This is a genomic window from Nocardia sp. NPDC052566, assembly GCF_044547285.1.
GTDB lineage: Bacteria > Actinomycetota > Actinomycetes > Mycobacteriales > Mycobacteriaceae > Nocardia.
The window spans coordinates 218,407-231,334 of record NZ_JBIUAF010000005.1; the positions used below are offsets into that span (position 1 = coordinate 218,407).

Here is a 12,928-nt window from a genome sequence, read left to right on the forward strand (position 1 = left end):
CTGCTGTCTCGTCAGGAACCGGATGGGGTGTCGTCCGTGGTGTTCTCGCCAGGGTTCAGGTCGCGGCGCATCGTGTTGCGCAATCGTTCGAGCGCGTCGAGGAACGGCTGATGAACCGCGTGCCACTCAGCGGATCCCGCAGGCGACCTTCCTACGACCATGGTGGCTGTGGTCAGAGCTTCCCGGATGTCTCTGAGCTTCCCGTATACCGCCTGCCCGTCCTCGCGAACGGCCTTGGACGCCACCAACTCCAACTCGTGCAGTGCCGCGACCAACGCGTGTGATCGGAAAGCGGCGGTGGCGTCTTCGCGGCTGAGCGGCGTCGGTCCGCGGAGCGCCAGCGCCTGTACGGCCGTATCCGTCTGCACCACCGCCGTCAGGTACTTCACGTAGATCTGGCGCTGTGTATCGCTGAAGCGCTGAGACTTTTCCCGGCGCGCCCTAATCGAGTCGGTGAGCAGAGTGGCGCCAGCACCCACAACGGCACCGCTCAACGTTCCGACAATCGCCACCCATTCCATCGCCATGCAGCCCCCCAAGTGCCTTACGCCGAGCGCATGTATCAATGCGCCTGTTCGAGTGGAAGTTTAGGGGCTCCGATGGCAAGGCACATCGCGCGCCGCGATGAAACGCTGCCGATGGCAGCGAAGGCCGGCGGGAGCACACTGATGGCGTGCAGCCCGGGCGACGCATGCTCGCGACGGCACTTGCGCTGGGGTTGTTCGCAAGTGCCGGTACGGCTTGCGAGGTCCCTCCCGGACGGTCGCCCACTCCCTGTGTCGACTCGACGTCGCGCTGCGCAGGTGAGATTCGGGTTCCGTTGAACTCGAACGATCCGGAGGCGGAACTTATTTCGATACCGTTCGTGTGGATTCCGCACAGCGACCCGGCCAAGGCATCGGCGGGGGTGATCGCGGGACTCGACGGTGGTCCGGCGTCGAATCTGGAGTCCGAGCAATCATTTCAGCAGGCGCTGGGCGCGATCCTCGCCGACCACGATCTGCTCCTGGTGGAGCGTCGTGGTTTCGGTGCGGCCGCGCCGTGGCGCTGCGACGACATCGACGTGCACAGGCCCGGCACGATCTCGGACTGTGCGAACCGAATCGGGCCTCGGGTGCGGTATTTCACCATCGACCAGCGGATAGCGGATCTGGATGCCGTGCGCGCCGCGCTGGGGGTGGGCAAGCTGTCGGTGTACGGCACGTCCTATGGTGCGTTCGAGGCGCAGGCGTACGTGACCAGATATCCGGACCATGTCGCGGCGGCGGTTCTGGACAGTGTGGCGGCCGCGGACCGGCGTGGCTATCTGATGGGCCTCACCACCTACGACAAGATGCGCGCCGAGCTGCGGTTGTTGTCGGTGACCTGTCGCGAATCCCATTCCTGCGCAACCCTTCCCGGCAGTGAGAACGGTCGGCTGACGGAACTGGTCGAGTTGCTGCGAGCCGATCCCGACCCCGAAGTATCGCTGGCAACGCTCGACATCCTGGTGTCGAGACCCGCCGAACCGACGGTCGGCCGCGAGCTCAACGCCGCCGTCGGCGCATACCTCGCCCGTGACCCGGCGCCGCTGCGGCGGCTGGCCGCCACGATCGACACACAGGGTGGTGATCCGAACACGATCTACCGGGAACTCACCGCGTTCTTGGCCTACGCCTGCAACGATTTCGCGTTCCCCTACGACCGCGACGCCGTGGCCGAGGTACGAGCCCGGCAGCTCCAGGAGTTCCGGCGGACACATCCCCAGCCACCGTTCACGATCGGGGAAGCTACCGGTGGCGACGGCGGTGTAGACGATCACTGCCTGCCGTGGCCGACGCCGCGTGACGCGCCGCCGATCGCGCAGACCTACCCGGATGTGCCGGTGCTGACCATCGGCGGCGGCCTCGATCTCGACATGTCGCGGAATGCGGTCGAGGTGGCGGCGAAATTTCCGCGCGGCGTCGCGATCGTGGTGCCGTTCGGCAACCATTCAGGGTCGGTGTACCCGTCCGGACCCTACGGTGAGTGCCTGCGTGGCGAGGTGCGTGCGTTCTTCGCGGATCCAGGCCGCTCACCGACGTCCGGGTGCACCGCCGAGAATTACCGGGCGCTCGGCCGGTTCCCGATCAGCGCTGCCGACCTGCCGCGCACGCCGATTCCCGGCCTCGCGGTGGCCTTCGCGACCGCGGTCGACGCGCTGTCGCGCCGCAACCCGAACACCCGCTACCTCGCTGACCTTAAGCGACAGAGCGGTTTACGCGGCGGATCGGTCGGCTTCGACGACGACGGCCACCGGATAGTGCTCGACGATGTTCGTTATGTCCGCGATGTCGCGGTGTCCGGCCAGATCCGGCTACCCGGCCAGGACGGCACGGCCACCGCGGAGCTCACATTGTCGACCGGGCAGCGAATCACGATGACCTGGTCTGCCTTCCGCGCATGCGATCAGGTCGCGGTCACCGGCACGATCGACGGCGAACCGTTCACCGCCGACCTGCCCACCACCTGAAGCCACTGTGTCTCGTTGCCCAAAACAGTGCTGTGGCTTGCCGGATCGGCTCAGGTGGACAAGTTCGGCAGCAGCCAGGGAAAGCTGGATCTCATCGACGGCATGGTGAGTGCCGTCGGTGGTGATTGATCGTGCGCAGTGACAAGGGCTGGCCGAACCCCTCTTATCTGTGTGCGGGGAGCGGCGGGAGTTCGGGCCAGCGGGTGAGCATGCTTTCGCGCATGGATGTGACGAGTCGTTGTAGCTCTGGCATTTTGTTGTTTTCGGCGGTCATTCGGGCGGTGACGCCGAGGCGGTGCAGTAGTCGCTGGCGGGCGGTGGCGGTGCCCCATGTCCAATCCCGGTGCGGGACTTCGGCCAGGTGGTCGATGGTTCGGCGGTGGGCTCGCTCGACCAGGGCGTCGCCGCGCAGGAGCCAGCCGGTGCAGGCGTCGGTGAGGTCGCCCTCGACCGCGGTGCCGGTCGCGTCGTGCCACGCCGTGCGATAGGCGCGCTCTGCCGAGTCCAGTTGTGCCGCAGTGGGAGCGGTGGCACACCAGCAGGTCGGGAAGCCGATGCGGAGGTAGGCGAGCTCCACCAGCCCGTTGCCGAGTGCGGCCTGCTCGAAGTCGATGAACCGCACACCGGTGCGGGTGTGCATGTCGTTGCCGGGACAGGGATCACCGTGTAGCAGAGCGGAGTTCGCAGTCCGGGCCGAGCGGTCGAGGAGGTCATCCAGTTCGGTGCGCACGCCCGGCGGAATCGCTACATCGAACGCTTCGGCCAAGGTGAGGAATGAGTCGATGTCCTGGCTTGTCGGACCTGACCAGGGCGGCAGATCGCCTACCGCGTCGATGCCCGTGGCATGGAGCCGGGCCAGCGCCGTCGCGTAGTCGACCATCCAGTTCTCGTGTGGCTCTTGGTGCTCCAGGTATTCCAGCACCAGCATCCGCGCACCGGGGTCGGTGCCCAGAAGCATCGGGACCACGGGCACGACGGCTTTCGACGCGAGTCGCAGCGCGGCTACTTCCCGTGCGTACCCCTCGGCGGCTCCCGAACCGACGAGCTGTTTGATCACCACGGGTGTGCCGGAGAGCTCGGCTCGCCACACCCGTGATCGCGGGCTGCTGCCCAGCCCGCGGACCTGTCGGGGCGCACCGAGTTCGGCTCTGAGCGTGTCCCCGAACGGGGGTCGCAACCACATGCGCCGATCCTGCCACGCGTTTCCGCCCCTGGTGGGCGACCGCCGGTGCCCTGAGATCTGACGAAAGATTCACCGGCGCTACCCCTTCCCCCTGTGGCGACCCGTGCGATGGATAGCGCCGCGTCCGGGTCCGTAGGGTGGCTCCCGTGGAAACCGTGGGGGAGTTCGTAGTTGGGGTCGATACTGTCGCCGTGCGCCGAGCGCGAGACCGGACGCTCAGGATCGGCGTCATCACTGTCTGCACCGATATGGCGGCAGCGGCGGTGATCATTTCGCTCGGGGTGTTCATGACGTGGCTTGGGGGACCGATCGGCCTGATGCAATGCGTCCCGGGCGGCATTTTCGCTTACGACGGGCTGCGTAGACAGCGACGCCTACGCAGGCTGCGCACGCTGTGGCGTGAACTCGGTGTCCTACGGTGCAGGGCTTGCGATTACATCGATGGCGTGGGCAGGAGCTACTGGTGGTCGACCTACTCCCCGGCGTAGACGCGCACACTCCATGCGTCGTCGGACTCGACCATCCCGATGTACAGCGCATGATGAGCAAGCGCCTGCACGGCGCCACCGGCCTCCGAACCGCCACCCGCATCCTCGACCAACCACCATCGGCCATCGATCACGCGGCCGCCTATTTCACCGGTGGTCGTGTCCGCGTCCACTGAAACGGTTCGGAGCTCGCGCCTAAGCTGTCGGGGGAGAAGGAAGGACGATTGATGAAGCGAAATCTGAACTGCCCCTGTGGCGAAGCCATCGTCGGGGTGGACGAGGACGATCTGGTGGAGAAGACGAAGAAGCATCTGGCCGAGAATCATCCCGGGCACGACTACTCCCGCGAAGAAATCCTCTTCATCGCCTACTGACCCGCGACACTCCAGTGGTGACACGCCGCTGGAGTATTGGGCGGGTGATCATCAGGAACTGAGGGATGTAGCGGCCGAGAGGCGAGTTACCTCAGTTCCTGATGATCTTGGTCGGCCGGTCGGTTGACAGGGGGCGTGGGATCGCATAGGACGGGCGAATGATCTCCTCGCCGATCGTTGCTGTGGTGACGCCGTTCGATGCGGCGGGTGGGCTGGATTTCGTCGCGCTGGGTGATTATCTCGATCTGCTCGGGGCCGCGGGGGTGCAGACGATCCTGGTCAACGGGACGACGGGGGAGTTCGCGAATATGACCGCGCACGAGCGGCGGGTGGTGCTGGAGTATTGCCGGGCGAACTGGTCGCGGCAGATCGTCGCGCATGTCGGCGGGACGGCGATCGGTGAAGTGGTCGAGCTGGCCAGGCATGCGCAGGAATACGCGAATGTCGTTGCGGTGCTTGCGCCGTACTATTTCGCGGAGCCGAGCGAGGCCGGGGTGGGGGAGTTCTTCCGGCAGGTGCTGCGCGCGTCGCAGGTGCCGGTGATGCTGTACAACTTTCCGCGACATACCCAGACCGTCATCGATCCGCGGCTGGTGGCGCGGTTGGCCGGTGAGTTCCCGGTGCTGCACGGGCTGAAGGATTCCGGCGGCGATCTGGCCGTTACGCGGGCATACAAGACGCTGCGGCCGGAGTTGCGGATCTTCGTCGGTGACGATCGGGTCGGCGCACGGCTGGCCGAGCTCGGCATCGACGGTGTCGTGACGGGCGCGGGCGGGCCGGTGGCCGAACTCGCGGTCGGCATCGCGACGGCGGTGCGGCGCGGAGATCGCGACCGGGCCGAGGACCTGCAACGGCACTTCGATCGATACACCGATGCCCGCAAGGCGATGCCACTGGCCGATATCGCCTACGCCAAGGCGGCGCTGGGCGCTCGGCTACCCGGGTTTCCGCCGTTCGTGCGCCCGCCGCTGGTCACCTCGACACCCGAGCAGCGGGCCCGAATCGGTGAATTCATGCGGGAAGAGATGGAGAGTGCGCTCGGTTGATGACCGGAGTCTTGACGAAAGTGCAGCGAGTGCGTTATTCTATTTATGGAAACATTCATTGAAGGCTCTAGCGCGGTCTAGAGAATCTGAATGTTTATTCTTCGTTGGTCTAGACTTCCAACCTCTCCCGGTGTAGCTTTGGATTTTGCGCTGGCTGGACCCTGCTCGCCCTCACTACCCGAATCACCGTTGAACACCACCGATGACGTGGTGTTTGTGGTGTGCGATCGGTGAGTTTCGGGCCGGGGATGCGACCAGGCGGAATTGATAGCAGACAAGCGATGGTCGCGGGTGCCGCGATCCGCGTGAGGTGGGAGGACGCATCTTGTCAGTTCAGGTAGTCCCCGATAATGGCCAGGCAGGCACCGGTGTTCCCGGCGCACCGAAGCGGATTTCCTTCGCGCGGGTTCGCGAGCCCCTCGATGTCCCGGGGCTGCTCGATATACAGACCGATTCGTTCGAATGGTTGATCGGCGCGCCGCAGGCGCGGGAGCGGGCCGCGGCGCGCGGCGACGGCAATCCGCTGGGTGGCCTCGAGGAGGTGCTCGAGGAGCTCTCGCCGATCGAGGACTTCTCCGGCTCCATGTCCCTGTCTTTCTCGGATCCTCGGTTCGAAGAGGTCAAGGCCTCGATCGACGAGTGCAAAGACAAGGACATGACCTACGCGGCGCCGCTGTTCGTCACCGCTGAGTTCATCAACAACAACACCGGTGAGATCAAGAGCCAGACGGTCTTCATGGGTGATTTCCCGATGATGACCGACAAGGGCACGTTCATCATCAACGGCACCGAGCGTGTGGTCGTTTCGCAGCTGGTGCGTTCGCCGGGTGTGTATTTCGATCACAGCGTCGACAAGGCGACCGAGAAGGATCTGCACAGCGTGCGTGTCATTCCGGCGCGTGGCGCGTGGCTCGAGTTCGACGTCGACAAGCGCGACACCGTCGGTGTGCGGATCGAGCGCAAGCGCCGCCAGCCGGTGACGGTGCTGCTGAAGGCCCTCGGCTGGAGCAGTGAGCAGATCGCGGAGCGTTTCGGCTTCTCCGAGATCATGATGACGACGCTGGCCAAGGACAGCACGGCGGGCACCGACGAGGCGCTGCTCGATATCCACCGCAAGCTGCGTCCCGGCGAGCCGCCGACCAAGGAATCGGCGCAGACCCTGCTGGAAAACTTCTTCTTCAAGGACAAGCGCTACGACCTGGCACGGGTCGGCCGCTTCAAGATGGACAAGAAGCTCGGCATCGACAGCGGCCCGACGCGGGTGCTGACCGAGACCGATATCGTCACGATCATCGAGTACCTGGTGCGCCTGCACGCCGGCGATCGGACCATGACCGCGCCGGGTGGCCGTGAGGTTCCGGTCGAGGTCGACGATATCGACCACTTCGGCAACCGCCGCCTGCGCACCGTCGGCGAGCTGATCCAGGGCCAGATCCGAATCGGCTTGTCCCGCATGGAGCGCGTGGTCCGCGAGCGGATGACGACGCAGGATGTCGAGGCGATCACGCCGCAGACCCTGATCAACATCCGCCCGGTGGTCGCGGCCATGAAGGAGTTCTTCGCGACCTCGCAGATGTCGCAGTTCATGGACCAGAACAATCCGCTGTCGGGCCTGACGAACCGGCGCAGGCTCTCGGCGCTCGGTCCCGGTGGCCTGTCCCGCGAGCGCGCCAGCCTGGAGGCGCGTGACGTGCACCCGTCGCACTACGGCCGCATGTGCCCGATCGAGACGCCGGAAGGCCCGAACATCGGCCTGATCGGCTACCTTTCGGTGTACGCGCGGGTGAATCCGTTCGGGTTCATCGAGACTCCGTACCGCAAGGTCGTCGACGGCACGGTGACCGACGACATCGTCTACCTGACCGCCGACGAAGAGGAAAGGTACGTTCGCGCACAAGCGAATTCGCCGATCGACGCGCAGGGCCGCTTCCTCGACGAACGCGTGCTGTGCCGGCGCGGCGACGAGGAGAACGAACTGGTCGCCGCGACCGAGGTCGACTACATGGATGTGTCACCGCGCCAGATGGTTTCGGTGGCCACGGCGATGATTCCGTTCCTCGAGCACGACGACGCCAACCGCGCCCTGATGGGTGCGAACATGCAGCGTCAGGCCGTTCCGCTGATCCGCTCGGAGGCGCCGATCGTCGGCACCGGCATGGAGCTGCGGGCGGCCGTCGACTCGGGCGATGTGGTGCTGAGCGAGAAAGCCGGTGTGGTGGAGGAGGTTTCGGCCGACTACATCACGGTCATGGCCGACGACGGCACCCGCAAGAGCTACCGGATGCGCAAATTCAATCGCTCGAATCAGGGCAACTGTGTCAACCAGAAGCCGATCGTCGACGAGGGGCAGCGCGTCGAGGCGCGGCAGGTACTCGCGGATGGTCCGTGCACCGAGAACGGTGAGATGGCGCTGGGTAAGAACCTGCTCGTGGCGATCATGCCGTGGGAGGGGCACAACTACGAGGACGCGATCATCCTGTCGCAGCGTCTCGTGGAAGAGGATGTGCTGACCTCGATTCATATCGAGGAGTACGAAGTCGATGCGCGTGATACCAAGCTCGGTGCCGAGGAGATCACCCGGGATATTCCGAATGTCTCCGATGAGGTGCTGGCGGATCTGGACGAGCGCGGCATCATCCGTATCGGTGCCGAGGTTCGTGACGGTGACATTCTGGTCGGCAAGGTCACCCCGAAGGGTGAGACCGAGCTGACCCCGGAGGAGCGGTTGCTGCGGGCGATCTTCGGTGAGAAGGCGCGTGAGGTGCGTGATACGTCGCTGAAGGTGCCCCACGGTGAGTCGGGCAAGGTCATCGGTATTCGGGTGTTCTCGCGTGAGGACGAGGACGATCTGCCGCCGGGTGTCAATGAGCTGGTGCGCGTGTATGTGGCGCAGAAGCGCAAGATCCAGGACGGTGACAAGCTCGCCGGTCGCCACGGTAACAAGGGTGTTATCGGCAAAATCCTCCCGACCGAGGATATGCCGTTCATGCCCGATGGCACGCCGGTCGACATCATCCTGAACACCCATGGTGTGCCGCGTCGTATGAACATCGGCCAGATCTTGGAGACCCACCTGGGGTGGATCGGCAAGGCGGGCTGGGAAGTTCAGGGCGCGCCCGATTGGGCGCTGTCACTGCCCGACGAGATGCTGGCCGCGCCGGCGAACAGCAATCTGGCGACCCCGGTGTTCGACGGCGCCAGGGACGAAGAGCTCGCCGGGCTCCTCGGCTCGACGCTGCCGAACCGGGACGGTGAGGTGATGGTCGGCGCGGACGGTAAGTCCACGCTGTTCGACGGGCGTTCGGGTGAACCGTTCCCGTATCCGGTCGCGGTGGGCTACATGTACATCCTGAAGCTGCACCACATGGTCGACGACAAGATCCACGCCCGTTCGACCGGTCCGTACTCGATGATCACCCAGCAGCCGCTCGGTGGTAAGGCACAGTTCGGTGGCCAGCGCTTCGGTGAAATGGAGTGCTGGGCGATGCAGGCCTACGGCGCGGCATACACGCTGCAGGAACTGCTCACCATCAAGTCCGACGACATCGCCGGTCGCGTCAAGGTCTACGAGGCGATCGTGAAGGGCGACAACATTCCCGAGCCGGGCATTCCGGAGTCGTTCAAGGTGCTCCTCAAGGAACTCCAGTCGCTGTGCCTCAATGTCGAGGTGCTCGCCGCGGACGGCGCCGCGTTCTCGCTGCAGGATCACGAGGACGACGACATCGACCGCGCCGCGGCCAATCTCGGCATCAACCTGTCCCGCAACGAGGCCGCCACACTGGACGACCTCCCAGGCTGACCGGATGACTTCCCGGTCGGGAGGTGGACCCGACCGGGAAGTGCTTTTCAGCGCGGGATCAGTACTCCCGCGGGCCGCGGGCCGGTGGACTGTGCCGGTACGCGGAGGCGGCGCGGAGGCGGCGTTTGCTGGTGCCGCGCCGGATCGCGATGACGATCAGGAAGCCGATGCCGAGGATGAGCCCGCCGAAGATGATGCCGAGCCCGCCGAGCAGCCACTTCAGCCAGTCGAAGGCGCCGCCCTTGCCGATCGCGACGGTCACACCCGCCGTGCCGGAGGTGGTGACCTGGTAGGCGCCGGTCCGGGTGATCTGGAAGTCGTACTTGCCGCGACCCGTTCGGTCGTTGTAGGTGTAGGTGAATTTCTTCGAGTCGAATGCCTCGAGCCGCACCTTCTTGCCGTCCGGGCCGGTGATGGTGACGATCACCGGCGGTGACGCGGCGTCGCCCGTCGCGCCCGGATACTCGAAGTACACCGTGTAGTTGCCGGATTCGGTGAGTTGCACGGTGCCCGAACCCGGCACCTCGACCCGCTGATAGTCCTCGAATGTGGAGACGGACCGCAGCGCGCCCGAACCCCCTAGTGCCCCGCCGCCGACGATCGCGGCGACGATGATGAACGCGACCGCGGCATACCACCATCCGGATGGTTTAACCCGTTGCGGCGCAACAGAATATGGTTCCACGACAGCCCTCCCGACCTGGTAACCCAGGGGCCATCAGCGTACTCGACCCGCGAAGGCGCCGTAGTCCCGCGTCGGGAGATTGGCCGAACTCGTCAGGTGCGCGGTCCACCCTGCGGATCGGCCGTGGCGGCCTGCGTCATTTCGGACCGAGGCACAGCGTGGTCCCGTTGTCCACGCCCGGACGAATGGTGATCTTCGCGGAGCCGGGTGCGCACACGCCGTCGTCGGGTTGGTGCCGATCGGTCACCCGGTGTTTCGCGGCGGGGTCGGTGCAGCCGACCCGCCTGGTCCGCGCGGATTTGTCCGTGCCGCTGACGGCGATGCAGTCGCCGACCTGCGCGTATTCCGAATCGTTGTCGTCGGCGGGTCCGAGGCAGAGCACGAGAACCAGGTCGGTCTTGTCGTTCTGCGTCATCGAGGACGCTCTGGCGCCGGTGACGCCGAGGCATTCCGGCTTGGCCGGTCTCTGATGTACGACGCGCACGGTGAGTACCCGCAGTGTCGCCGCGGATCCGTTGCACGGCACCAGCTTGCGCATGTCCTTGCCGGTGCAGCCGCCGACCTCGGCGTTGTCGAGGTCGTTCGGATCGGTGCCGACGACGCACAGCACGACGGCCCGCCCGCCGAGTGAGGACTGCGCGAAAGCGCTTCTGGCCTGTGGCTGATCGCGGCACGCCTGATCGGTCACGGGGATCTGTCTGTGCAGTTCGACGCTGAGCACCTTGGACAGGTTGTTCGGCCCGCAGGTGACGCGCTTGACCGTCTCACCAGCGCCTTTGACCTCGATGCAGTCGCCCGCCTCTAGCGCGCCGGGATCGGTGGTGTTGAACCGGGTCGGCGTAAGGCACAGCACCACTTCGGGTTTCGCGCCCGCACCGGGGTCGGCGACGGCCTTGGTGGCCTTGGGATGTTTCATGCACGCCGACTCCAGCGGGAACACCACGGATTCCCGTGCCGCGATGCGATACACCGCCCTGCTGTCGGTGCAGTCGTATTCGATGGGCGACGCGGCATCGGCCACGCAGTCGCCGACCGCGAACGCCACGGGCTCCGCGCGGTTCAGCACATAGCCGACGACCGCCACCGCGCCCGCGAGAACGATGACCGTGGCCAGCACGAGCAACGTCACGGTGCGGCCTTTGCGCGACCCGCCGGGCTCCGCGGGCGGCGGCGACATCGGCTGACCGATATCCGCCGTCGGTTGTTCGGCATGGTCGTACCACTGGTCGTGCAAGATCTTCCCCCACCGGCTGACGTATCAGCGTTCGAAACCTCCGCGTGCGCGGAGAAGATGATCTTATACACGCCGACGCGCTTTCCCGAACAGTCGGTTTTCTTCGATCTGGGTATCGTCGGCACCGTGAAGGTTCATCATCTCAACTGCGGCACGATGGTCATGGGAATGGTCGATCACTGCCTGCTGATCGAGACCGCCGACTGTCTTGTGCTGGTGGACACCGGGTTCGGGCTGAACTGTGTGCGCGATCCGGCGCGCGTGCTCGGCTGGTCGCGGCATGTGACGCGGCCCCGGCTTGCCGAGCGCGACACCGCGATCCGTCAGGTGGCGGCGCTCGGCTACGACCCGGCCGACGTGCGGCACATCCTGCTCACCCACCTGGACTACGATCACGCGGGCGGTCTGGCCGACTTCCCCTGGGCCACCGTGCATGTGCGGGAACCGGAGTTCCACGCCGCGAGCAATCCGACGTTGGCCGAGCGCCCGCGCTACCGTCCCCAGCAGTGGGCGCACGGGCCGAAGTGGGCGATGAGCTCGGCGACCGGCGGCGAGAACTGGTTCGGTTTCCAGGCGGTGCGCGAATTGCCCGGCCTGCCTGCGGAATTCCTCGTCGTGCCGCTGGTCGGTCACACGCGGGGACATGCCGGGGTCGCCGTCGACACCGGCGCCGGGTGGCTGCTGCACGCCGGGGACGCGTTCCTGTCCGACGTCGAAATCCGCCGGAATACCATGGCGGTCGGGGTCATCGGCCGGGTGCGTGGCGCGATGGGCTCGCTGCCGAAGACGTACGTGGAGAATGTGGCGCGCCTGGCCGAGCTGCATCGGGCGCACGGCGCCGAGATGACCATCTTCGCCTCCCACGACGCGGCTGCCTTCGAGCGGCTGCGCTGACCACCGCGCTCAGCGGGTGCGGGACGGCTCGTCGATGGTCGGTGGATGCCGTTCGCGCAGTGCCCGGATGAGTTCCGGTGTGTACTCCGGCGGCGCGGCGTGCACCGACAGCAGGTCCGCGACGGCCAGGTAGGCCTCGATATCCGCGCTGTCGTCGAGGAATACCCCTCGGGTGAGCTGCTGCAGGTAGACGATGTCGGGCAGATCTCCCTCGGCGAACCGCAGGACGGAGAACGAGCCCTCGGTCACCGCCGGTCCGCCGACATGATCGGCGAGCACCTGGATGGCGATATTCGGCGCCTGGGCGGCGCGCAGCAGATGGTCGAGCTGGGCCCGCCACACCGCCGAGCCGCCGATCGGGCGCCGCAGCGCGGACTCCTCGAGGATCACCCAGAGCAATGGGGGATCGGGACGAGTGAGTATGCGCTGGCGACGGATTCGCACCGCGACCCGGCGCCGCAGCGCCTCCTCGGTCTCCGTCGGATGCGCCAGCGCGAGCACGCTGCGGGCGTAATCGGCGGTCTGGAGTAGCTCGGGCACCGCCTTGGCCTCGTAGCAGCGGATCAGCCGCGCGGCCTGTTCCATCCCTAGATAAGTATCGAACCACCCAGGTAGCCAATCGCTTTCGCGATGCCACCAGACCGACCCGGTCAGCTGGCGCGCCAACTCCGTGACCACCTCCGAGAACCCACACCGCCCCGACCGTCGCGGCCGCCGAGCGCAGCAACAATGTA

Annotated in this window: 11 protein-coding genes; 6 read left to right on the forward strand and 5 right to left on the reverse strand. The window is 66.1% G+C overall.

Features of this window, described 5'->3' with window-relative positions; all coding sequences use genetic code 11:
• Window positions 1–11 precede the first annotated feature (11 nt).
• The gene (locus tag ACIG5A_RS25950; protein WP_397244394.1) at window positions 12–512 is read right to left on the reverse strand and encodes a hypothetical protein; all 501 of its coding nucleotides are present in this window, start codon (window positions 510–512) and stop codon (window positions 12–14) included.
• Between the two features lie 353 nt (window positions 513–865).
• Here ACIG5A_RS25950 and ACIG5A_RS25955 point away from each other — a divergent pair, with 353 nt between their 5' ends.
• A complete protein-coding gene (locus tag ACIG5A_RS25955; RefSeq protein WP_397244396.1) occupies window positions 866–2,491 on the forward strand; it encodes an alpha/beta fold hydrolase in 1,626 nt (541 codons plus the stop codon).
• A 163-nt stretch (window positions 2,492–2,654) separates the two neighbouring features.
• Here ACIG5A_RS25955 and ACIG5A_RS25960 read toward each other — a convergent pair whose 3' ends face one another.
• Window positions 2,655–3,674, reverse strand: a complete 1,020-nt coding sequence (locus ACIG5A_RS25960; RefSeq protein ID WP_397244398.1) for a phosphotransferase — start codon at window positions 3,672–3,674, stop codon at window positions 2,655–2,657.
• Window positions 3,675–4,101: 427 nt separating this feature from the next.
• Between ACIG5A_RS25960 and ACIG5A_RS25965 the strand changes: the two genes are divergently transcribed.
• The 4 genes from ACIG5A_RS25965 (at window position 4,102) to ACIG5A_RS25980 (ending at window position 9,381) form a co-directional block, all read left to right on the forward strand.
• Window positions 4,102–4,338, forward strand: a complete 237-nt coding sequence (locus ACIG5A_RS25965) for a hypothetical protein (RefSeq protein ID WP_397244400.1) — start codon at window positions 4,102–4,104, stop codon at window positions 4,336–4,338.
• A 51-nt stretch (window positions 4,339–4,389) separates the two neighbouring features.
• Window positions 4,390–4,536, forward strand: a complete 147-nt coding sequence (locus ACIG5A_RS25970) for a DUF1059 domain-containing protein (protein WP_397244402.1) — start codon at window positions 4,390–4,392, stop codon at window positions 4,534–4,536.
• Window positions 4,537–4,694: 158 nt separating this feature from the next.
• Window positions 4,695–5,582, forward strand: a complete 888-nt coding sequence (locus ACIG5A_RS25975) for a dihydrodipicolinate synthase family protein (RefSeq protein ID WP_397244404.1) — start codon at window positions 4,695–4,697, stop codon at window positions 5,580–5,582.
• 325 nt (window positions 5,583–5,907) lie between these two features.
• Window positions 5,908–9,381: a DNA-directed RNA polymerase subunit beta gene (locus ACIG5A_RS25980; protein ID WP_397244406.1), complete on the forward strand. Its 3,474-nt coding sequence runs from the start codon at window positions 5,908–5,910 to the stop codon at window positions 9,379–9,381.
• A gap of 58 nt (window positions 9,382–9,439) precedes the next feature.
• On the opposite strand, the gene ACIG5A_RS25985 is transcribed toward ACIG5A_RS25980, so the two are convergent.
• Both ACIG5A_RS25985 and ACIG5A_RS25990 read right to left on the reverse strand, forming a co-directional pair.
• Window positions 9,440–10,066: a hypothetical protein gene (locus tag ACIG5A_RS25985; protein WP_397244408.1), complete on the reverse strand. Its 627-nt coding sequence runs from the start codon at window positions 10,064–10,066 to the stop codon at window positions 9,440–9,442.
• Between the two features lie 136 nt (window positions 10,067–10,202).
• A complete protein-coding gene (locus tag ACIG5A_RS25990; protein WP_397244410.1) occupies window positions 10,203–11,300 on the reverse strand; it encodes a hypothetical protein in 1,098 nt (365 codons plus the stop codon).
• On the opposite strand from ACIG5A_RS25990, the gene ACIG5A_RS25995 reads away from it, so the two are divergent.
• Entirely contained in the window at window positions 11,277–12,194 is a 918-nt protein-coding gene (locus tag ACIG5A_RS25995) for an MBL fold metallo-hydrolase (RefSeq protein WP_397244412.1), read from the forward strand. The two genes, ACIG5A_RS25990 and ACIG5A_RS25995, sit on opposite strands and share 24 nt — an antisense overlap.
• A 9-nt stretch (window positions 12,195–12,203) precedes the next feature.
• Here ACIG5A_RS25995 and ACIG5A_RS26000 read toward each other — a convergent pair whose 3' ends face one another.
• Window positions 12,204–12,872 carry a DUF5753 domain-containing protein gene (locus ACIG5A_RS26000; protein ID WP_397244414.1) on the reverse strand — a complete coding sequence of 223 codons (669 nt, stop codon included), beginning with the start codon at window positions 12,870–12,872 and terminating at the stop codon, window positions 12,204–12,206.
• Between the last annotated feature and the right edge of the window lie 56 nt (window positions 12,873–12,928).

Excerpts from the sequence above, each read along its gene's own strand:
- ACIG5A_RS25970 (WP_397244402.1), top strand. The coding sequence starts at position 4,390 with ATGAAGCGAAATCTGAACTGCCCCTGTGGCGAAGCCATCGTCGGGGTG.
- ACIG5A_RS25995 (WP_397244412.1), top strand. The coding sequence starts at position 11,277 with ATGGTCGTACCACTGGTCGTGCAAGATCTTCCCCCACCGGCTGACGTA.
- ACIG5A_RS25960 (WP_397244398.1), bottom strand. The coding sequence starts at position 3,674 with ATGTGGTTGCGACCCCCGTTCGGGGACACGCTCAGAGCCGAACTCGGT.
- ACIG5A_RS25975 (WP_397244404.1), top strand. The coding sequence starts at position 4,695 with ATGATCTCCTCGCCGATCGTTGCTGTGGTGACGCCGTTCGATGCGGCG.